General features: G+C 66.2%; 18 protein-coding genes, 1 tRNA gene and 2 pseudogenes. 10 read left to right on the forward strand and 11 right to left on the reverse strand.

Features of this window, described 5'->3' with window-relative positions:
• The first annotated feature begins 75 nt into the window (after positions 1-75).
• The gene (locus OCUBac02_RS03685) at positions 76-2,202 is read left to right on the forward strand and encodes a hydantoinase/oxoprolinase family protein (protein ID WP_173043506.1); all 2,127 of its coding nucleotides are present in this window, start codon (positions 76-78) and stop codon (positions 2,200-2,202) included.
• Positions 2,195-3,904 (forward strand): hydantoinase B/oxoprolinase family protein, encoded by a 1,710-nt coding sequence (locus OCUBac02_RS03690; RefSeq protein WP_173043507.1) that lies wholly within the window; start codon positions 2,195-2,197, stop codon positions 3,902-3,904. The genes OCUBac02_RS03685 and OCUBac02_RS03690 overlap by 8 nt, the downstream gene beginning before the upstream one ends.
• A gap of 13 nt (positions 3,905-3,917) precedes the next feature.
• Here OCUBac02_RS03690 and OCUBac02_RS03695 read toward each other — a convergent pair.
• A pseudogene (locus OCUBac02_RS03695) lies at positions 3,918-4,687 on the reverse strand (IS5 family transposase).
• A 609-nt stretch (positions 4,688-5,296) separates the two neighbouring features.
• Between OCUBac02_RS03695 and OCUBac02_RS03700 the strand changes: the two are divergent.
• Positions 5,297-5,542 carry a hypothetical protein gene (locus tag OCUBac02_RS03700; RefSeq protein WP_173043508.1) on the forward strand — a complete coding sequence of 82 codons (246 nt, stop codon included), beginning with the start codon at positions 5,297-5,299 and terminating at the stop codon, positions 5,540-5,542.
• Positions 5,543-5,557: 15 nt separating this feature from the next.
• Here OCUBac02_RS03700 and OCUBac02_RS03705 read toward each other — a convergent pair whose 3' ends face one another.
• Complete coding sequence (locus OCUBac02_RS03705) at positions 5,558-6,142, reverse strand: lipocalin family protein (RefSeq protein WP_197933308.1); 585 nt, start codon at positions 6,140-6,142, stop codon at positions 5,558-5,560.
• A 262-nt stretch (positions 6,143-6,404) separates the two neighbouring features.
• A pseudogene (locus OCUBac02_RS03710) lies at positions 6,405-7,551 on the reverse strand (IS3 family transposase).
• A gap of 158 nt (positions 7,552-7,709) precedes the next feature.
• Here OCUBac02_RS03710 and OCUBac02_RS03715 point away from each other — a divergent pair.
• Positions 7,710-8,045, forward strand: coding sequence for a hypothetical protein (locus OCUBac02_RS03715; RefSeq protein WP_173043509.1), 336 nt, complete (start codon positions 7,710-7,712; stop codon positions 8,043-8,045).
• A 3-nt stretch (positions 8,046-8,048) separates the two neighbouring features.
• Positions 8,049-8,201, forward strand: coding sequence for a hypothetical protein (locus OCUBac02_RS03720; RefSeq protein ID WP_173043510.1), 153 nt, complete (start codon positions 8,049-8,051; stop codon positions 8,199-8,201).
• On the opposite strand, the gene OCUBac02_RS03725 is transcribed toward OCUBac02_RS03720, so the two are convergent.
• Both OCUBac02_RS03725 and OCUBac02_RS03730 read right to left on the reverse strand, forming a co-directional pair.
• Positions 8,172-8,248 (reverse strand) — tRNA-Arg (locus OCUBac02_RS03725). The two genes, OCUBac02_RS03720 and OCUBac02_RS03725, sit on opposite strands and share 30 nt — an antisense overlap.
• 259 nt (positions 8,249-8,507) lie before the next feature.
• Positions 8,508-8,717 (reverse strand): hypothetical protein, encoded by a 210-nt coding sequence (locus OCUBac02_RS03730; RefSeq protein WP_173043511.1) that lies wholly within the window; start codon positions 8,715-8,717, stop codon positions 8,508-8,510.
• A gap of 243 nt (positions 8,718-8,960) precedes the next feature.
• Between OCUBac02_RS03730 and ykgO the strand changes: the two genes are divergently transcribed.
• Positions 8,961-9,086 carry a type B 50S ribosomal protein L36 gene (ykgO, locus tag OCUBac02_RS03735; RefSeq protein ID WP_038363015.1) on the forward strand — a complete coding sequence of 42 codons (126 nt, stop codon included), beginning with the start codon at positions 8,961-8,963 and terminating at the stop codon, positions 9,084-9,086.
• Between the two features lie 139 nt (positions 9,087-9,225).
• The gene (locus OCUBac02_RS03740) at positions 9,226-9,879 is read left to right on the forward strand and encodes a tetratricopeptide repeat protein (RefSeq protein ID WP_173043512.1); all 654 of its coding nucleotides are present in this window, start codon (positions 9,226-9,228) and stop codon (positions 9,877-9,879) included.
• Between the two features lie 134 nt (positions 9,880-10,013).
• Here OCUBac02_RS03740 and pyk read toward each other — a convergent pair whose 3' ends face one another.
• The 3 genes from pyk to OCUBac02_RS03755 form a co-directional block, all read right to left on the reverse strand.
• Positions 10,014-11,453 carry a pyruvate kinase gene (gene pyk / locus OCUBac02_RS03745; RefSeq protein WP_047582567.1) on the reverse strand — a complete coding sequence of 480 codons (1,440 nt, stop codon included), beginning with the start codon at positions 11,451-11,453 and terminating at the stop codon, positions 10,014-10,016.
• Between the two features lie 173 nt (positions 11,454-11,626).
• Complete coding sequence (locus OCUBac02_RS03750) at positions 11,627-12,064, reverse strand: DUF1036 domain-containing protein (RefSeq protein ID WP_047582569.1); 438 nt, start codon at positions 12,062-12,064, stop codon at positions 11,627-11,629.
• 2 nt (positions 12,065-12,066) lie between these two features.
• Positions 12,067-13,341, reverse strand: a complete 1,275-nt coding sequence (locus OCUBac02_RS03755; protein WP_173049316.1) for a glycerate kinase type-2 family protein — start codon at positions 13,339-13,341, stop codon at positions 12,067-12,069.
• Positions 13,342-13,633: 292 nt separating this feature from the next.
• Here OCUBac02_RS03755 and OCUBac02_RS03760 point away from each other — a divergent pair, with 292 nt between their 5' ends.
• The gene (locus OCUBac02_RS03760) at positions 13,634-13,876 is read left to right on the forward strand and encodes a DUF2312 domain-containing protein (protein WP_047574439.1); all 243 of its coding nucleotides are present in this window, start codon (positions 13,634-13,636) and stop codon (positions 13,874-13,876) included.
• Positions 13,877-13,969: 93 nt separating this feature from the next.
• On the opposite strand, the gene OCUBac02_RS03765 is transcribed toward OCUBac02_RS03760, so the two are convergent.
• The 3 genes from OCUBac02_RS03765 to OCUBac02_RS03775 form a co-directional block, all read right to left on the reverse strand.
• A complete protein-coding gene (locus OCUBac02_RS03765) occupies positions 13,970-15,862 on the reverse strand; it encodes a TRAP transporter permease (RefSeq protein ID WP_244639086.1) in 1,893 nt (630 codons plus the stop codon).
• A gap of 115 nt (positions 15,863-15,977) precedes the next feature.
• Positions 15,978-16,928 (reverse strand): TAXI family TRAP transporter solute-binding subunit, encoded by a 951-nt coding sequence (locus OCUBac02_RS03770; protein WP_156134462.1) that lies wholly within the window; start codon positions 16,926-16,928, stop codon positions 15,978-15,980.
• Between the two features lie 217 nt (positions 16,929-17,145).
• Positions 17,146-17,751, reverse strand: coding sequence for an FMN-dependent NADH-azoreductase (locus tag OCUBac02_RS03775; protein WP_173043513.1), 606 nt, complete (start codon positions 17,749-17,751; stop codon positions 17,146-17,148).
• A gap of 111 nt (positions 17,752-17,862) precedes the next feature.
• Between OCUBac02_RS03775 and OCUBac02_RS03780 the strand changes: the two genes are divergently transcribed.
• Complete coding sequence (locus OCUBac02_RS03780; protein WP_173043514.1) at positions 17,863-18,855, forward strand: LysR family transcriptional regulator; 993 nt, start codon at positions 17,863-17,865, stop codon at positions 18,853-18,855.
• Positions 18,856-18,933: 78 nt separating this feature from the next.
• Positions 18,934-19,542: a glutathione S-transferase family protein gene (locus tag OCUBac02_RS03785; RefSeq protein ID WP_047574433.1), complete on the forward strand. Its 609-nt coding sequence runs from the start codon at positions 18,934-18,936 to the stop codon at positions 19,540-19,542.
• Positions 19,543-19,586: the final 44 nt, after the last annotated feature.

Genomic DNA, 19,586 nt, shown 5'->3' on the forward strand with positions numbered 1-19,586 from the left:
ATAGAAAATAATAATTCGACGACATCGGTGGGCCGCTCCATCTTCCGCTTCTCAGACAACGGAGGCGCGTAAGCCATGTCCATTCTCGGGGCCCGCCTGGGCGTCGATATCGGGGGAACCTTCACCGACGTCGTGCTGGAGCAGGACGGGCAGCGGTTCTCGACCAAGGTCCTGACCACCTACGCCGCCCCCGAGGATGCGATCATCGAGGGCATGCACCGGGTCTGCGAGAAGGCCGGCATCGCGGCCACCGCGATCGGCCAGATCATCCACGGCACGACGCTTGCGACCAATGCGCTGATCGAGCGGCGCGGCGCCAAGACCGCGCTCATCACCACCGAAGGCTTTCGCGACGTCATCGAGATGCGGACCGAAAGCCGCTTCGAGCAATACGATCTCAACCTGACGCTGCCCGCCCCTCTCCTGCCGCGCAACCGGCGCTATACCGTCAAGGAACGCATGGATGCCCGCGGCAAGGTCCTGGTCCCGCTGGATCGCGCCGCCGTCGAAACCCTGGTCGATGAACTGCGCGAGGCCGGTTACGAGAGCGTCGCGGTCGGCCTGCTGCATTCCTATGTCAACGACGCGCATGAGCGACTGATCCAGGAGGTTCTGGCCGAGCGCCTGCCGGGCGCGATGGTCTCGCTCTCCTCGGAAGTCTCGCCGCAGATGCGGGAATATGAGCGCTTCAACACGACGATCGCCAACGCCTATATCAAGCCGCTGATGAAGAGCTATCTCGTCCGGCTGAAAGGACGGCTCGCGGCGGAAGGGGCTTCCTGCCCGATCTTCCTGATGCATTCGGGCGGCGGCATCATCTCGCTGGAGAGCGCTTCTGAATTCCCGGTCCGCCTCGTCGAATCCGGCCCGGCCGGCGGCGCGGTCTTTGCCGCCGACATCGCCGCGCGGCACGGGCTGAAGAAGGTGCTCTCCTTCGACATGGGCGGCACCACCGCCAAGATCTGCCTGATCAAGAACTACACGCCGAAGACCGCCCGCGTCTTCGAGGTCGCCCGGACCTATCGCTTCAAGAAGGGCTCCGGCATGCCGATCTCGATTCCCGTGATCGACATGGTCGAGATCGGCGCCGGCGGCGGCAGCCTCGCCCATGTCGACTCGATGAACCAGATCCGCGTTGGGCCGGAAAGCGCCGGCTCCGAGCCCGGCCCGGCCTGCTATGGCCGGGGCGGCACGCGCCCGGCCGTGACCGATGCCGACGTCATCCTCGGTAAGATCGATCCCGACAATTTCGCGGCCGGCACGATCCCGCTCTTCGCCGACCAGTCGGCTGCGGGGCTGGAAGCCGAGATCGGCGGCAGGCTCGGCATGGCGGCCGAGGAAAGCGCCTGGGGCGTGGCCGAGGTCGTCGACGAGAACATGGCCAATGCCGCCCGCGTCCACGCCGTCGAGAACGGCGAGGACCTGTCGGAATACACGATGATCGCCTTCGGCGGTGCGGCCCCGCTCCATGCCGGCCGCCTCTGCGAGAAGCTTGGCATCGCCCGCTGCCTCGTGCCGCCCGGTGCCGGCGTCGGCTCGGCCATCGGCTTCCTCAGGGCGCCCTTCAGCTTCGAGGCCAACCGCACCCTCTTCATGCGGCTCGCCCGGTTCGACACGGCGCGCGTCACCAAGCTCTTCGGCGAGATGGAGGAGGAAGCGACGCGGGTGGTGCGCTCCTGCGGCTGGTCCGGCGTGATCGAGGCCGAGTACAAGATCTATATGCGCTATGCCGGCCAGGGCTGGGAAATTCCGGTCACGCTGACGCCGGAAGAGGCTCGCGCCGCCGATCCGGCCGTCATCCTCAAGCGCTTCGAGCATGAATACGCCAACCTGTTCGGCCGCACGGTGAAGGGCCTCGCCGCCGAGATCACGGTCTGGTCGGTGAACGCGCATACGCCGCAGGAGGCCGTCGTCCCGGTGGCACCGGTATCGCAGACGCGCGATGCGCCGCCTCAAGGCAGCCGCTCCGTCTTCGATGCCGGCCTCGGCCGCCGCGTCGAAGCCCAGGCCCATAGCCGTACCGCGCTACCCGCCGGCAGCCGCATCGACGGCCCCGGCATCGTCACCGAGGACGAGACCACCATCGTCCTGCCGTCGAGCCGCTTCGCCGTCACGCTGAACGACGGCTGCATCGATATCCGCCTTTCAGAAGCCGCACCCGCCGATGCCGTCGCCGCGCGGAAGGAGCCCGCCCATGTCTGAGATCTCCAGGGTCGCCTATCAGGTTATGTGGAACCGCCTGATCTCGGTCGTCGAGGAACAGGCGCAGGCGCTGATCCGCACCTCCTTCTCGACCTCGGTGCGCGAGGCCGGCGACCTCTCGGCCGGCGTATATAACGAGAAGGGCGAGATGCTCGCGCAGGCGGTGACCGGCACGCCCGGCCACGTCAACGCCATGGCCGATGCCGTCGCCCATTTCATCTGCCGGATCGGGCGCGACAACATCGCCGAGGGCGACGTCTACATCACCAACAATCCCTGGGAGGGCACCGGCCACCTGCACGATATCACGGTCGTCAGCCCGTCCTTCCACAACGGCCGCCATGTCGGCTTCTTCGCCTGCACCGCCCATATCGTCGATATCGGCGGGCGCGGCTTCGGTGCCGACGCCAACTCGGTCTATGAGGAAGGCCTGCATATCCCGATCATGAAATTCGTCGATCGCGGCACGGTCAACGAGACGCTTGTCACGATCATCCGCGGCAATGTCCGCGAGCCCGACCAGCTCGTCGGCGACGTCTATGCGCTCGCGACGTGCAACGAGATCGGCCATCGCCGGCTGGTCGACATGATGGTCGAGTTCAAACTCGCCGACCTCGCCGGCATCTCCGAATTCATCCTGACCAATTCGCGCCAGGCAACGCTCGACAAGATCGCCGCCCTGCCGCGTGGGCAGGCCGAAGGCCATATGCGGATCGACGGCTACAGCCGGCCGATCGACCTCAAGGTGAAGATCTCGATCGAACCGGACGGCGTGCTCTGCGACTGGGCCGGCACCTCCGGCGTCGACAGGAACGGCATCAACGTGCCGCTGGTCTATACGAAGGCCTATACCTGCTATGCGCTGAAATGCGCGATCGCGCCGGAAATCCCGAACAACGCCGCCTCGCTGGAGCCTTTCCGCATCACCGCGCCGGAGCACACCATCGTCAACGCGGTCTGGCCGGCCCCGGTCGCGCTGCGCCACATCATCGGCCACATGGTGCCGGACACGATCTACGACGCGCTCGATAAGCTCCTGCCCGGCCTCGTCCCGGCCGAGGGCGCAGGCAGCCTCTGCAATTTCCAGGTCTCTCTCCGTCCGCGCAGTGACGGCCCCTGGCCGACGGACGCCGTGCGTGCCGAGGTGCTGACCTTCAATTCCGGCGGCTCGGGCGCCCGGCCCGCGCTCGACGGCATGAACGCCACCGCCTTCCCCTCGGGCGTGATGACGATGCCTGTCGAGGCAACCGAGCAGGTCGGCCCGGTGATCGTCTGGCGCAAGGAGCTCCGGCCCGATTCCGGCGGCAAGGGCCGGCATCGCGGCGGTCTCGGCCAGCATATGGAGGTCGGCGCCTGGGAAGGCTACGAGTTCGACATCCAGGCCATGTTCGACCGTGTCCATCACCCCGCCCGCGGCCGGCGCGGCGGCGGCGGCGGCGCGCCGACGACGATCGCGCTCGACGACGGCACGGCGATGAAGGGCAAGGGCAAGCAGTTCGTGCCGCATGGCCGCAAGGTTATGATGGCCTTCCCGGGGGGCGCCGGCTATGGCGCGCCGACCGAGCGCGACCAGAGCAGTGTCGAGCGTGACCTTGCCCTGGGCTATATCTCTGCGGAAGCTGCCCATGAGGACTATGCCCTCCCCAAGGACCGCGTCGCCGATGTCCTCGCGACGTCCCGGCGGGGTGAACTGCCTCTCTAGGCTGAATCGACATTCACCGCATCCATAAGAGAGCTGCGGCGATTTGAATGAACGCGAGGAAGTGGACTGCCCTGCGGTCGAAGCGGGTTGCGATGCGTCGGAAGTGCTTGAGCTTATTGAAGCATCGCTCGATCGTATTGCGAACTTTGTAGGCCTCGAAGTCGTAAGGGATGGACTGCTTACGTGTCGGATTGCAGGGGATGACGGCTTCGGCCGCCATGCTGGCGATCAGGCAGCGCAGGCTGTTCGAGTCATAGGCTTTGTCGGCCAGGACCCGGCGCGGGGAAAGGCCTTCGAGGAGGGCTGGGGCGAGTGGTGCGTCGCCGCGCTGCCCCGGCGTGAGGATCAACCTGAGCGGGCGGCCTAGCGCATCGACGGCCATATGGATCTTGGTCGTCAGTCCTCCTCTGGAACGCCCCAGAGCCTGCTCCCCCCTTTTTGGCCGCCCCCCTTGCCGGTGGCCGCCTGCTGGTGAGCCCGCACGAGACTGGAGTCGAGGCTGACATAGTCATTGTCGGGATCGGCGATGAGATGAGCGAAGACACGCTCCCACACACCGGCCTTCGCCCATCGCGTGAAGCGCTTGTGAACGCTCTTCCACTTGCCGTAGCGCTCCGGCAGGTCGTGCCAATGCGCACCGGATCGCAGGACCCACAACACGCCGTTGACGAAGGTGAGATTATCCGCTCCGGACCGGCCTGGATCGCCAGCCCTGCCGGGCAACAGATCCTCAACCCGCATCCATTGTTCACGGCTCAGCTCGTACCGCTTCGGCTTCGGCATCATCGGCCTCCAGATCAACGAATCCGGAAACCCATGAATCACGCATCAATCACGATTTGAATCCTGAATGTCGATTGGCCCTAGGGCGACGACTCCTAATGCGGCCAGCCAGACGCGGATGGATGTAGCTCATCTGGTTTGTGCAGCGGCATCTCCGGATGTCTGCCTGCTCTCCAGTCGATGCGTCGCCGCGGATGTACCGGCCGCAGTCGACAGGAGGGCAAAGCCAGTTTCCCGGCGATGGCCGGAACCGCAAGTCCTGACAGAAGTCAGAGGCCCGTCGCTTCCCAAGCGGCGGGCTAATTCGTTAAAGAGGCCAAGTCGTTAAGCCGTCATTTTCCATATTCGCTGGCATTTTATGCATATGGGGAACGCCGCCGAGGCCCCCGCATTCCTCCGTCATCATGGAGGGCAATCCGATGCGATATATCGCTTCGTTGGATTTCTGGCTTTGGACGGGAATCGGTCTTTGCCTCAGCTCGATGGCTGTCGCGGTGCAGCCGATTTATTGGCTGAGCTGACTCATCTGGCCGGGCTCACTGCATTTAGCGGCAGGCTGAGGAACAACCGCTCATCCACACGGTTGCGAGCCAAACAGGAGAATCCGACATGGCAAAAGATCAGCCTGAAGCTCTCGCGACTTTTGCGGCCAGCGCCCGCAATGACGGGCAGAAGCCGAAGGATATTGGCCTTCACGCGACGGATGAAACCGAGGCCATTCCCACAGACCCGAAGAACGCGGCCGATGCTGCGACCAAGGTGCTCCGCGAGGGCGTCCTCCACAAGGATCAAGGCGCAGACGAGGCAATCGATGATCTGCCGGATCGGACGCGAGATACCGATCCGCGCTCATAAGTAATAGCCCACCGCTCACGAGCGGCGGGCTACTAGCCGATGGCATCCGCCTGAGTCCCCAGATGAAACCCTCGTTGCTGAGTACGCCTCAGCATACCGGTGTCGTAGCCAAGCGCCTTCGCCAGCTCCGCCAGAACCGCATACCGACCCGAACTGAGCTTCTGGCTGCGGGTCAATATCCAGAGATATCGACCTGAGGGCTCGCCTACGATGGACGAGGATAGTTTGGCGCGCGATCCAGCACCCATTAGTCCCCTCGATCGGCCAGAAGATCGTCACCTTGAGCTTCGAGCCATTCGAGTCATCAACGACGCGGGCCGTTGCCTCTGCGGTCTTCAGCGGCCCCGTCACGCCGCCCTGGTGGCAGGAATTGACGACAGAAACCGTACCGTCCGGCTTCTGCGCATATTCCGCTGTGACCGCGTCGCAGCCCTTCTGAAACCCAGCCTCGTAGCGCGCTTGTTCGTACCACATGCCGAGATAGCGCTTCAGCTCCACGGGCTTGGCCGGCTGCGGGACATTGGAATTGCCAACTGGCTGGTTCTCCCAGTGGATTAAAGGCCGCGGTGCCAAGCTCGATCCGATGACGAGCGCACTCATCAGGGTATTTATTGTCATCCTCGCTTTTGGCTGCTCGATAGCGTGAGCCCGCGACCGCGGTTCCCCGATGACGGCAGGCTGGACATACATGGGGCGGCGTTCCTTGCGATAGAACATAAAGAGAACATTAGCCCGTCGAGGGTTAAGTTGCAGGCTGGCCCCAGGGGCCGATCGCGGCGCCTTAGACCGACTCGCTTGGCCCATTGTTCTACGCGATTTGGTGGGGTCATTTTGGCCTGCTGCCGGTTGTGTGGACGCTCAGTTAAGCTAATCCGGCCCTCTTTTCGAACTCGACCGGGCTGATGTCGCCGATGGTCGAGTGCCTTCGAACGGCATTGTAGAAGCGCTCGATGTAATCGAACACGTCGGCACGAGCATCGTCGCGTGTCCGGTATACCCTGCCTCTGATCCGCTCGGTTTTGAGCGAGGAGAAGAAGCTCTCCATCGCGGCATTGTCCCAGACGTTGTCCGAGCGGCTCATCGAGCAGATGACGCCGTTGTCGGTCATGAGCTTCTGGAACTGCTCGCTGGCATACTGGCTGCCCTGGTCCGAATGGTGCAGCAGGGCATCCGGCTTTCCCCGGCGCCAGATCGCCATCATCAGCGCTCGGTCACGAGCCCGGCGGTCATTTCGGCCTTCATCGACCAGCCCACCACCCGGCGCGAGAACAGGTCGATGACGGCTGCAACGTAAAGCCAACCTTCGGTGGTCCAGATGTCGGTAAAGTCGGCGATCCAGCGCCGGTTCGGCCGTTCGGCATGGAACTCCCGGCCGAGCGTATTCGGCGCGATGGCCGATCGCTGGCCCTCATCCCTGGGCAGGCTGCGCCGACGCGGCCTGGCACGCAAAGCCTGGGCACGCATCAGCCGCTCGATGCGATGCAGGCCGCAATCGATCCCTTCCGCCAGCACATCCCGCCAGACACGCCTGGCACCATAGGTCCGATCCGAACCAAGGAAGCTGGCCCGGACCCTGTTGCCGATCTCCTCATCGTCGCGTGCACGCCGGCTCGGTGATCGGTTGAGCCAGGCATGGAAGCCCGAGCGCGACACATCCAGCGCTTCGCAAAGCCAAGCCACCGGCCAGATCCCCCGGTGCTTCGCAATGAACGTGAACCTCATGTCACGTCCTTCGCGAAGTAGGCTGCGGCCTTTTTTAGGATGGCGCGCTCCGCCTTGAGCTTGGCCACCTCCCGCCGCAGCTTCTCGATCTCAAGCTGCTCCGGCTTCATCTGACCGTGGCCGGGAAAGGCCTGCGCAGGATCGGCCGAAAAGAGCTTCACCCATTTGCGCAACTGGTTCTCGTGGACATCCAGATCCCGAGACGCCTGCGCCACGCTCACTCCGCGCTCCTTGATCAGGCGGACCGCCTCGATCTTGAACTCACGCCCAAACTGTCTTCGCCGCATACCCCACCTCCCGGTTCATGAAACACCCAATCTCGGTGTCCACGAAACCGGCAGCAGGCCAAACATAGTGATTTCCTGACTGCGCGCGGGTGGCTCGAGGGTTTCCAGTAGCTTCCGCGGACGGCCAGGGCGAGCCGTGCTCACCGGACCCTTCCAGATTGCCTTCGCAACCAAGTAAGCGCCGTGCTGCCCAGGCACTCGAAGTCGAGAAGCGCGTCGCCGCGCTCCAGGCGGAACTCGCGGAGGCCGAGGACAAGCTCAAGCGTCTGTACAGGATGGTCGAGGATGGCATCGCCGAGCTCGACGATATCCTCAAGGAGCGCATCGCCAGCCTCAAGCTGGACCGCGAGCGAGCCGGTACCGCGCTCGACCGGATCAAGGCCCAGGTCGCGCCGCCGACCGCCTTTGATCCCGCCGTGATCGAACGATTCGGTCGCCCCGTACGCGAAAACATCACCTCAGGCGAGACGCCGTTCCGGAAGGCTTATTTTTAGGTCGTGATCGACCGCATCGAGGTCGATGACGGCGTCGTTCGCATGATCGGGGATAAATCCACTCTGGAACAAGCCGTCGCCGAGCTTTTGCTCGCGGCTGACGGTGTTCGCAGTTCTGTACCGAAATGGCGCGCCCGAAAGGATTCGAACCTCTGACCCTCAGATTCGTAGTCTGATGCTCTATCCAGCTGAGCTACGGGCGCGTCTCAGAGCGTCATGACGCGTTGCGTCCGGCCTGATAACGGGGGAGATAGCCGGTCCATTTCGTCTTGGCAACCCTCAAAATCAGGAAGTCATCGAATTGTTGTGATCGGTTGCAAACAGCTGCGCCCGGCCTCCGAACAGGGTGGCTTCCGGAGCGCCGCATATCGGTACGCGGGTCGATGTCTTCGTATTCTGCGCGGTCTCGGCTTCTCCCGCAGGCGCGCAGCGAGCGTGCCGGCGGGAGAAGGCTGTGCCGGTTCAGCGCGTCGCGCGGCGGGTGGCGCGCGCCACCGAGGGACCGGTGACCGCGCCGGCCGCGCCGCCGACCACGGCGCCGACGGGACCGGCAACCACCGCGCCGGTGCCGGCGCCGACGGCTGCGCCGCCGATGCGCTGTTCGACGGTGTTGCCGCAGGCGCCGAGGATCAGCGTCGTGGCGAGAAGGGAGGCGAGAAGAGGCAGGCGCATGGAGGGTCTCCGTGTGGGCGAGTGTCCTAACGCCATTCCATGGTTTAGGTTCCCGCGAAGCGGAAGCGGATTTCCTGCGGGTCGGGCTGCGATCGCACTTGCGATCCACGGAAAAATCCGTATACAGCCGGCATCGCATCAGTCGCACCATTGCATGGGCGGCGAGGGCCGTTGAGGCCGCGTCGCAGACTGAAGGTTTTTGACCGGCCCATCTCGCAAGGGCGGGCCGATGGAGTTGAGACGATGAAGATCCGTAATTCGCTGAAGTCGCTTCGCGCGCGCCACCGCGACAACCAGCTCGTGCGCCGCAAGGGCCGCGTCTACATCATCAACAAGGTCCAGAAGCGCTTCAAGGCGCGTCAGGGCTGAGACGTCGCGCGACTGCGGTCGCGCGGGTGCCTCGGTTGGGATTTTGCAGAGCGGGACGCCGATGGCGTGCCCGCTCTTTGCGTTGCGCGCTCGCCCGGCTGTGATTTGACGCTGTCGCCGGGGCGGCTAGAGTTCCGGCATGATCCGTCTTCGCATCGTGCCCGCTGCCCTCGCGCTGCTGCTGGCTGCGGCCGGCCCGTTCGCGACCGGCGCCGCCCGGGCCCAGCCTGCGCCGCCGTCGCGGCCGGGCACCGTCGCGCCCGACGACAAGGCCGACAATCCCGTTACTCCCCAGGCGCCGCAGCGCAGCCCGGCGGCGACGCTGGAACGGCTGTTCCAGCGTCTGCACGATGCGACGACGCAGGAGGAGGCCGAGGGCGTCGCGCGATTGATCCAGCGGCGTTGGGCCCGATCGGGCTCCGACACGGCCGACCTGCTGATGACCCGCGCCCAGCAGGCGCTCAAGGACAAGCAGAACGAGCTGGCGATCGAATTGCTCGACCGTGTCATCAGCCTGCAGCCGGACTGGGCCGAGGCCTGGAACCAGCGCGCCAACGCTCTCTATCTCATGGGCGATTCGATCCGCTCCATGCTGGATATCGGCGAGACGTTGAAGCGCGAGCCGCGCCATTACGGCGCCATGATGGGGCTCGGCATGATCCTGCGCCAGCAGGGCGACGACAAGGCCGCGATGACGGCCTTCCGCAGGGCGCTTGAGGTCTATCCGCAGTTCGACGCGGTCAAGAAGGCCGTGGATTCGCTGAAGGCCGAGGTCGACGGGCGGGACGCTTGAGCGCCCGAAATCCCCTCCGTCATGCTCGGGCTTGACCCGAGCATCTCAGGCCGGAAGGCCATTTCTCGACGTGGCCTTACCTGAAAGAGATTCTCGGGTCTGCGCTGCGCTTCGCCCGAGAATGACGTTTCGGTTCAAGCCTTCTCGACATGCTCCTGTGCGATGAAGGCGATGCGGACCATGTTGGTCGCGCCCGGTGTTCCGAAGGGCACGCCGGCAACGACGATGATGCGGTCGCCGAGCTTGGCGTAATGCTCGCGCACCGCGAATTTGCAGGCGCGGAAGGCCATGTCGTCGGCGTCGCTGGCATCCTTTGTGACGATGGCGTGCACGCCCCAGACCAGCGTCAGGCGCCGGGCGGTGGCGCGGTTGGGGGTGAGCGAGATCACCGTCGCGTTCGGGCGTTCGCGGGCGATGCGGAAGGCGGTCGAGCCCGAGGACGTCCAGGCGCAGATCGCCTTGAGGTTCAGCGTCTCGGAAATCTCGTGGGCAGCCTTGGCGATGGCGTCGGCGCCGGTCGCCTCGGGCTCGTTGCGCTGCGATTCGAGGATCGAGCGATAGACCGCATCGCCCTCGACCTCCTCGGCGATGCTGTTCATCATCGTCACCGCCTCGACCGGGTACTGGCCGGCGGCGCTTTCGGCCGAGAGCATGACGGCATCGGCACCTTCGAAGACGGCTGTCGCGACGTCGGAGACCTCGGCGCGGGTCGGCACCGGGCTCGTGATCATGCTCTCCAGCATCTGGGTCGCGACCACGACCGGCTTGCCCTTGAGCCGGGCCATGCGGGTCAGGCGCTTCTGGGTGCCCGGCACCTTCTCCAGCGGCATCTCCACGCCGAGATCGCCGCGCGCGACCATGATCGCATCGGAAGCGTCGATGATCTCCTCCATGCGGGCGACGGCCTGCGGCTTCTCGATCTTGGCGAGCGCCAGAGCGCGGCCGCGCACGATCTTGCGCAATTCCGCCATGTCCTCGGGCCGCTGCACGAAGGACAGTGCGATCCAGTCGACGCCGACCTCGGCCGCGACCTCGGCATCGGCGCGGTCCTTGTCGGTCATGGCAGAGACCGCGATGGTCGTGTCGGGCAGGCTCACGCCCTTGCGCGAGGACAGGCGGCCGCCGACGAGAACCTTGGTGAGCGCTTCCTTCGGTGAAGCCTTCTCGACGACGAGGCGCAGCTTGCCGTCGTCGAGGATGAGGTGGTGGCCGGGTTCGAGCGCGCTGAGGATTTCGGGATGGGGGAGGTGGACGCGCTTGACGTCGCCGGGGGCGGGGTCGGAATCGAGTGTAAATCGCGCGCCCTTTTCCAGCATCACGCCGCCGTCGCCGCCGAACTGGCCGACGCGCAGCTTAGGACCCTGCAGGTCGGCGAGGATACCGACCGGGCGACGGAACTTGCCCTCCAGCCCGCGCAGCATCGCGACCTTCTCGCTGAGCGTCTCGCGCTGGGTGTGGCTCATGTTGATGCGGAAGACGTCAACGCCGGCGGCGAAGAGCTTTGCGCACATCTCCTCGGTCGACGAGGCGGGGCCGAGGGTGGCGATGATCTTGATCCGGCGTTCGCGCTTCATTGCTCTTCCCCTGCGACCGATGAGCCCCTATGGCCTCGGCCGCACCCTTTCGTTCGTTCTGGAGCGCGGTCAGCCCGTTGCCGGGGCCTCGCTTCCGGTTCCTGTCCGCAGGGCCGGCTGACCTTGCGTCGGTCGTCTACCTTATGCCGAGACTTTCGCCCGGCGTAAGCCGGTCAGGGTCGCGGAGCGCCGCCGGTATCGGTGAGCTGGATCGTCCAGCTCTTCTGTTCGCCGGTATCGACCTCGAAGAAGCCGGCGCGGTCATAGCCGCGGGCCAGGCAATCCTCGATGCCCCGGATCGTGAATTCCTTGTTGCGCACGCACATGACCGATTTGCCGGTCCATTCGCCGCCCTTGTCGTAATCGACGGCGTGGACGTAATAGAAGCGCGCCGCCAGCGTGCCGCGCAGCAGCGTTTCGCAGCCGCGCGGGCTGATGTTCCACCAGCCCTCGGTGATCCAGCCCTGCGCGTCACGATAGCCGATCGAGACGCCGATGCGGCTCGAAGTGGTGTTGCACATGCGCAGGTCCGCCCTGGCCGGCGCCACGCTCGCGAGGAAGGCGGCGGCGCAGAAGGCGAGGGGGGGGACCGTTCGAGGAAAGCCCGGCATTCTCACGGTTCGATCAGGATCACGCGGCAGTCGTTGACATTGGTCAGTGTCGGTCCCGGCTGCAGCAAATCGCCGAGCGCTTCGAAGAAGCCGGTCGAATCGTTGTCGGCGAGGGATCGGGCGGGATCAAGGCCGATCTCGGCGGCGCGAGCCAAAGTCTGGGGATCGACCAGAGCGCCGGCAGGGTCCGTCGCCTCGCCGCCGCCGCCATCGGTACCGTCGGTGTCGCCGGACAGCGCCACGATGCCGGGCTCGCCTGCGAGCGCGATCGCCAGCGCCAGCGCATATTCCTGATTGGGGCCGCCGCGGCCGGAGCCGCGCAGGGTCACGGTGAGCTCGCCGCCTGACAGGATCGCGGCGCGCCTGCCCTCGCGCTTCAGGCACCGGGCGAGCTCGGCATGGGCGGCTGCGACGTCGCGCGCCTCGCCTTCGAGATCGGCGCCGAGATCATGCACGGCATAGCCTGCGGCTTCAGCCGTCGCGCGTGCCGCAGCCAAGGCATCGGCCGGGCGGGCGATGATGCGATAGTCGCTGTTGGCGAAGGCCGGGTGACCGGGTTTCGGTGTCTCGTTGCCGGGATCGTCCAGGAGGGCGCGAGCGGCCGCAGGCAGGTCGAGTCCGTAGCGGGCGACGATGGCGCGTGCCTCGGCCGTCGTGCTGGGATCGGCGACGGTCGGGCCCGAGGCGATCGCGGCCGGCTCGTCGCCGGGCACGTCGGAGATCGCGAGCGTCAGCAGTAGTGCGGGAGCGGCGGCGAGCGCGAGCCTGCCGCCCTTGATCCGCGAGAGCCGCTTGCGGACGGTGTTCATCTCGCCGATCGGTGCGCCGGAGCGCAGAAGCGCCTTGTTGACCGCCTGCTTCTCGGCCAGCGCGAGCATGCCTGCCGGCGCGACCCAGTTGGCCGAGCCGCCGCCAGAGAGCAGGACGAGCACGAGGTCGTCTTCGGTCGCGGAGGCAGCGAGCGCGAGTGCTCGCCCGGCACTGTCGATGCTGCCCTGGTCGGGGACCGGGTGGCCGGCCGCGACCATCGGGATATGCCGGGTCGGCGCGGTATAGCCGTGGCGGGCGACCGCATGGCCGAGAAGCCGTTCGGGCGGAAAGCCCTGGTCGAGATAGTGGGCTTCGGCCAGCGCCGCCATGCTGCCGGCGGCCTTGCCGGCGGCGAGCAGGATCAGGCGCCCATGAGGCGGGGCGGAGGGCAGATGCTGTGGCAGGCAGCCCGCGGGATGGGCGCGGGCGACGGCGGCGTCGAAAATCGCGCGGGCGTTCGTGCGCATCGTTGCGATGGCGGTGGTGGATTGCGACACGCCGCGCGGCTCCCTTGGTCTCGGCCGCTTCGCGGCTCGCTCCTTGTCATCATTGTAGGGTGGCTTGAACGCGGCGTCATCTGGCGTCTGGTGATATAGTCATACTTTTTCGGAGGATTGCGCGAGCCACGCGGGCCGATTTCCCGCCGTGCGACGTCAGGACTGTTGATGGGCTGCAGAGCCCGCGCCAGTTCGGTCTTGACGGACGCCCCTCATCCGGGCGAACGCTGCCGGCCAATTTCGTACCCGAGAAGGTTATCAGATGGACGATCCGGTTCAGGGCGACCAGCTCAAGAGCATCGTCGAGCGCATCGAGCGGCTCGAGGAAGAGAAGAAGACGATCGCCGACGACATCAAGGAGGTCTATGCCGAGGCCAAGGGCAACGGCTATGACGTCAAGGTGCTGCGCAAGGTCGTGGCCCTGCGCAAGCGCGATCTCGACGAGCGCAAGGAAGAGGAAGCGATCCTCGATCTGTATCTCCAGGCGGTGGGCGAGACGGCATAGGCCCCAAAGCCTCGGACAGATAGATGGCGGGGCGGTTCCGGTCGGAACCGCCCCGTTTTCATCGTGGTCGCGTTCAGTGGGGCATGACGCGCCCTATGGCGGCGCCTGCTCCGGCGCTCCCGCCGCAGGAGCAGCGGCAGCGGTAGCGGCCTCGCCGCGTCGCGGCCATTGCAGGGCGATCACCCCCAGGGCCAGGGCAAGGCCGAGCAGGTCGGTCAGGGCCCCCGGCTTGATCAGGCTGAACGCCGCCGCCACGAGCATGGCCCGTTCGATCATCGTTGCGCGGGCGACCAGGAAGCCGTGCAGCCCGGCGGCCAGCAGCAGCGCGCCACTGGTCGCCGAGACGGCGGTCAAGACGATCTTCGGCCAGTCGCCGATCATCAGCAGCGCCGGCTCATAGGCGAACATGAACGGCACGATGAAGCCGGCGGCGCCAATCTTGACCGAGGCCCACCCGGTTTCCCACAGATCGGATTTCGCGATGCCCGACGCGGCATAGACCGCCAGGGCCACCGGCGGCGTGATCGCCGAGAGGATGGCGAAGTAGAGCGCGAAGAGATGCGCCGCCGGGGGCACCACGCCGAGCTTGACCAGCGCCGGCACCAGCAGCGCCGTCATGATGATGTAGGCGGGTGTCGTCGGCATGCCCATGCCGAGCAGGATGCCGGCGCACATCGTCAGCAGCAGCGCGAGGAACAGCGCCTGGTCGGCGAGGTTGACCACGAGCTGGGTGAAGACGATGCCGGCACCGGTCAGCGAGATCGCGCCGATGACGATGCCGGCGCAGGCGCAGGCCAGGGCCACGGCGATCGTTCCCCTCGCGCCGTCGATCAAGGCGCCGACGAGATTGGCGAGGGTGACATTGGCGCGGGAACTCGCCCGCAGCGCCGCCACGGGGAAGCAGGCCGCGGTCCCCGCCAGGGCCGCCAGCGGCGCGCTGTAGCCGCTATAGATGACGAGCAGGATGACGAGGACGGGGATGAACAGATGTCCCTGTTCGCGCAGAACCGTCCCAAGACGCGGCAGCTCGGAGCGCGGAAGCCCGGCCAGGCCGAGGCGGCGCGCCTCGAAATGCACCGCGCCGAAACAGGCGATGTAGAACAGCAGGGCCGGCAGCAGCGCCCAGACCGTCACCTGCGCGTAGGAGACGCCGAGGAACTCGGCCATCACGAAGGCGGCGGCGCCCATGATCGGTGGCATGATCTGCCCGCCGGTCGAGGCGACCGATTCGACGCCGCCGGCGAAGGCCGGTCGGAAGCCGGTCCGTTTCATCAGCGGAATGGTCATCGTGCCGGTCACCATCACGTTGGCGACCGCGCTGCCCGAGATCGTTCCGAACAGGCTGGAGGAGATGACCGCCACCTTGCCGGGACCTCCGGCGCTGCCGCCGGCCACGCTGGTCGCGAAATCCATAAACAGCCGGCCCGAGCCGGTGCGTTCGACGAAGGCGCCGAACAGCACGAAGATCATGACATAGCCGGCCGAGACCGAGAGCGGGATGCCGAAGATGCCTTCGGTCGTCATGAAGAGCTGATCGAGCAGGCGCATCGGCTCGACGCGCGCGACGAAGATCGCGTAGACCAGCGCCACCGCCGCCGTGATCGGCAGGGCGAGCCCGATGACGCGACGCGTCGCTTCCAGCACGACGACGATCAGGAGGCAGCCGAAGACGATATCCGGCGTCGTCAGGTCGTCGACATAATAGATGCGGTTGACGAGATAATCGTAGTTCAGGAACAGGTAGAGGATCGGCGCCGCGCCGAGGATCGCCCAGGCATAATCCAGCCAGCCGGGCTGCGCCCCTTCGCCTTTGGCGCCGCAGAAGATCAGGAATGTCAGCGCCAGCGCGAACAGGAGGTGCGTGCCGCGGAACAGCACGGCCTCCGGCGGACCCGCCAGAATGACCCATATGTGATAGACCGACATGGCGATCGCGAGCAGCGCGATCAGCCAGCCGCCGATAGACATCGATTTCAGCCGCTCCAAGCGGGCCTCCCGTTTCTGCATCCAGCCTGGGCACGCCGGATCGCTCCGGCGTGCCCTATCAAAGACCAGGGGCGGATTCGCCGATCAGGTTGCCCCGACCCGATCGGATCCGGCTCTAGCGACTGGCGACGGTGAGGCCCTTTTCCTTGTAGAACCGAGCGGCGCCGGGGTGGAACGGCACCCCGATATCCTCGGCCATGATCTGCGGCGTCAGGCCGGCCACCGCCTTGCTGGTGGCGGTCAGGGCCGGGACATTGTCCGCGATCGCCTTGGTCATGGCGTAGACCTGATCGGCGGGCAGCTTGCAGGAAGCGACGATATGGGTGGCGTAGCCGATCACCTTCACGTCCTTGTCCTGCTTGGGATAGGTGCCCTTCGGAACGGTGACCAGCGTATAGCCGGGATTGAGCTTCTTCATCCCGGCCAGGTCGGCGGAAAGATCGAGCAGCCGGACATCCCGCGCCGAAGCGAGGTCCATGACGGCGCCCGAGGGAATCGCCGTGCCGAGCGAGAAGGCCTGGGCCTGCCCGTCCTGCATCTGCTGCACCGAGTCGGTGTAGGAGACGAAGGAAACCTTGACGTCGTTGTAGCTGAGGCCGTGGACCTTCAGCAGCTGGCCGGTGATCAGCTCGCCGGTATTGCCGCGCGGCTGCGTGGTGATCGACTTGCCCTTGAGGTCCTTGGCCGACTTGATGTCGGAATCCATCGGCACCAGCATCTGGAAATATTGCGGGTAGAGCGAGGCGACGTTGCAGATATCCGCCTGCTTCTTCGGGAACGGCGCGTTGCCCTCGAGCCCGTCGACCGTCGAGATCGAGTTGCCGAAGCCGATCTCGGCCTTGCCGGCGTCGATGGCGCGGACATTGGCGATGCCCGCTCCCGGCAGCGACTGGATCTTCGCTCCGGGTATCGCCTTCTCCCAGAGGTCCTTGAGCTGCCCGCCGAGCGGAACCCAGACACCGCCCTGGGGGCCGGTCATCAGGCGCAGTTCCTGTGCCCCGGCGGCCGCCGGCAGCAGCAGCGCCCCGGCGAACAGGGCATAGCGCAACGTGTTCGTGGTCATCATCAGGCTCGTCTCCTCCGGATTGGGGACGGCGCCGTGTCGTTGGTTGCACGGCGCTCGCAAAAGCAGCCCGAGGCTCGTAGACGCCTCGCGGCCAGACGTGCCTAAGCTATCGGCGAAACCTTTCGTGGCAAGACGATAGTTTGCGCAATCTTCAAATCGGGCGATGGAGATGCCGGAGAGCTTGCAGGCGTCGGCCTTGCGGCCGGCGCCTCAGTGGTTACGCGACGAGGGCGAGTTCGGCATTGGCGTTGCGGATCGCCTCTTCGCGCGCCTCCGGTCCATAGCCCAGCTTCTCGGCGCGGATGAAGGCGACGTCGGTGATCCCCGCGAAGCCGAGCATGGTGCGCAGATGCGGCTCCTGCGAGTCCATGGCCTGGGCCGGGCCGCTGCTGTAGAGGCCGCCGCGGCTCTCGACGATGATGGCGCGCTTGCCCTTGAGCAGGCCTTCGGGACCGGCCTCGCTGTAACGGAAGGTGACGCCGGCGCGGAGCACGTAGTCGAACCAGCTCTTCAGCGTCGAGGGGATGCCGAAATTGTACATGGGAGCGCCGATGACGATGGTGTCGGCCGCCTTCAGCTCCTCGACCAGGGCGTTGGAGAGGATGAGCGCCTCGCGCTGGGCCGGGGTCTCGGTGACGCCGGCGCGGACCGCCGCCGTTGTCTCGGCATTGAGATGCGGAACGGGAGCGGCGTCGAGATCGCGCTCGACGACGTTGAGACCGGGATTCTGCGAGCGCAGCCGCTCGACGGTGCTCTGGACGAGGAGCTTCGAGACCGAATCGGGGCCGGAGGCGCTGCTGTTGAGGACGAGGACGGAGGCCATGACGATGGTTCCTATGACGGAATGATTTCGATGACCGGCAAGGTAGTGGTTCACGAATGGCACTAGAACCGCCATAATCGGAACCAGACTGTTGCTGCAGGAGGAACGCCGATGGCGGAGCTCGACGATATCCGAAGCTTCATCGCCGTGGTCGAGGCGGGCGGTTTCGGCCGGGCGGCGCAGACGCTGGGCCTGGCGAAATCGATCGTCAGCCGGCGCGTGAGCCGCCTGGAGGAGGAGCTCGGCACGCGCCTGCTCAGCCGCACGACGCGCGGCGTCGCGGCGACCGAGGCCGGGCTCGAGTTCAAGGCGCGCAGCGAGCGCATCCTGGCCGAGCTGGAGGAGGCGCGCGAGGCGGTGGCACAGCGCGCCGGCGGCGTCGCCGGGCGCCTGCGACTGGCCATGCCGATGACCTTCGGCAACCGGCATGTCGCGCCAGTGCTCGGCGAGTTGGCGCAGATGTATCCGCGGCTCGAAATCGACGTGCAGGCGAGCGATCGCTATGTCGACCTGATCGGCGAGCGCTTCGATGCCGCGATCCGCATCGGCTCGCTCAAGGATTCCAGCCTGATCGCCCGCAAGATCGCGCCGGTCCATGCCACGGTCGTCGGCAGCCCGGCCTATTTCGCGCGGCGCGGGCGCCCGGAGATCCCCGCCGACCTCAACGACCATGACTGCCTGCTCTATAGCGGCACCAACGATCAGGACTGGGTGTTCCGCGCCGGCAAGCGTTGGATCACGGTCCGGCCGCCGGGCCGGATGCAGTCCGACAGCGGCGACACGCTGCTGTCCTGGGCGGTGGCGGGTCTCGGACTGGCCGTGCTGCCGACCTTCATCGCCTCTGATGCGATCCGCTCCGGCGCCGTCGAGCCGATTCTGCTGGATCATCCGATGCCGACGCGGGCGCTTTATGTCGTGCGTCCGCCCGGCGCCTATGTTCCCGGCAAGGTCCGGGTGCTCATCGATCTCCTGGTCGAGCGCTTCGGCGGCACCCCTTATTGGGACCCCTGCCAGATGGCCGCTCATGAACGCGGCCTCCGGCTCGACGAGCCGTTGAGCGAACAGCTCACGCCCGCTGCGAGCCCCGCGCATCAAGCGGCGTGATCCTGCGCATCACGCGAATTCGCGTGGCTTTGCCGCAGGCGTCCGGCACTCTCGCCTGGTGTCGAAACGGAGGTCGCGATGCTGCTCGTCGGAATGCTGGATAGCCCCTATGTCCGCCGCGCGGCGATCACGGGGACCTTGCTGGAGGTGCCGTTCGAGCATCGCTCGGTCTCGGTCTTCCGGCATATGGAGGAATTCCGGGCGATCAACCCGCTGATCAAGGCGCCCACGCTCGTCACCGATGACGGCATCGTCATCAGCGAATCGCTGCTGATCATCCAGCATTTCGAGGATGTCGCCGGGCGCTCGCTGCGCCCGCTCGAAGGCGTGGCGCGCCGGCGCGACCTCGCGCTGACCGGCATCGGCATCGTGGCGGCCGACAAGGCCGTCTCGGTCGAATACGAGCGCAAGCGCCCCGAGGCGCAGCGCTACGCGCCCTGGCAGGAGCGCATCCTCAACCAGCTTCACGTCGCGCTCGATCTGCTCGACGCGGCTGCCAAGGAGGGCGAATTGACGGCGGGGCCGGAACTGCTGCCGAGCGATATCGCGGCCGCCATCGCCTGGGGCTTCTGCCGTTTCGTGATTCCGGAATTCGCACCGGAGGAGCGCTGGCCGGCGCTCGCCGAACAGGCGCGCGCCTGCGAGGCGCTCGACGTGTTCAAGGCCTGGCCGATCGACCGGGAATAGCCTCCTGTCCGTCATTCTCGGGCGAAGCGGAGCGCAGAGCCCCA

This window comes from Bosea sp. ANAM02, from assembly GCF_011764485.1.
Classification (GTDB): Bacteria; Pseudomonadota; Alphaproteobacteria; order Rhizobiales; family Beijerinckiaceae; genus Allobosea.

Bases quoted from the DNA above. Each gene is read 5' to 3' on its own strand.
- OCUBac02_RS03685 (WP_173043506.1), top strand. From the start codon at position 76: ATGTCCATTCTCGGGGCCCGCCTGGGCGTCGATATCGGGGGAACCTTC.
- OCUBac02_RS03690 (WP_173043507.1), top strand. From the start codon at position 2,195: ATGTCTGAGATCTCCAGGGTCGCCTATCAGGTTATGTGGAACCGCCTG.
- OCUBac02_RS03700 (WP_173043508.1), top strand. From the start codon at position 5,297: ATGGCAAAAGATCAGCCTGAAGCTCTCGCGACTTTTGCGGCCAGCGCC.
- OCUBac02_RS03705 (WP_197933308.1), bottom strand. From the start codon at position 6,142: ATGAGTGCGCTCGTCATCGGATCGAGCTTGGCACCGCGGCCTTTAATC.
- OCUBac02_RS03730 (WP_173043511.1), bottom strand. From the start codon at position 8,717: ATGCGCCTGCCTCTTCTCGCCTCCCTTCTCGCCACGACGCTGATCCTC.
- ykgO (WP_038363015.1), top strand. From the start codon at position 8,961: ATGAAGATCCGTAATTCGCTGAAGTCGCTTCGCGCGCGCCACCGCGAC.
- OCUBac02_RS03740 (WP_173043512.1), top strand. From the start codon at position 9,226: ATGATCCGTCTTCGCATCGTGCCCGCTGCCCTCGCGCTGCTGCTGGCT.
- pyk (WP_047582567.1), bottom strand. From the start codon at position 11,453: ATGAAGCGCGAACGCCGGATCAAGATCATCGCCACCCTCGGCCCCGCC.
- OCUBac02_RS03750 (WP_047582569.1), bottom strand. From the start codon at position 12,064: ATGCCGGGCTTTCCTCGAACGGTCCCCCCCCTCGCCTTCTGCGCCGCC.
- OCUBac02_RS03755 (WP_173049316.1), bottom strand. From the start codon at position 13,341: ATGCGCACGAACGCCCGCGCGATTTTCGACGCCGCCGTCGCCCGCGCC.
- OCUBac02_RS03760 (WP_047574439.1), top strand. From the start codon at position 13,634: ATGGACGATCCGGTTCAGGGCGACCAGCTCAAGAGCATCGTCGAGCGC.
- OCUBac02_RS03770 (WP_156134462.1), bottom strand. From the start codon at position 16,928: ATGATGACCACGAACACGTTGCGCTATGCCCTGTTCGCCGGGGCGCTG.
- OCUBac02_RS03775 (WP_173043513.1), bottom strand. From the start codon at position 17,751: ATGGCCTCCGTCCTCGTCCTCAACAGCAGCGCCTCCGGCCCCGATTCG.
- OCUBac02_RS03780 (WP_173043514.1), top strand. From the start codon at position 17,863: ATGGCGGAGCTCGACGATATCCGAAGCTTCATCGCCGTGGTCGAGGCG.
- OCUBac02_RS03785 (WP_047574433.1), top strand. From the start codon at position 18,934: ATGCTGCTCGTCGGAATGCTGGATAGCCCCTATGTCCGCCGCGCGGCG.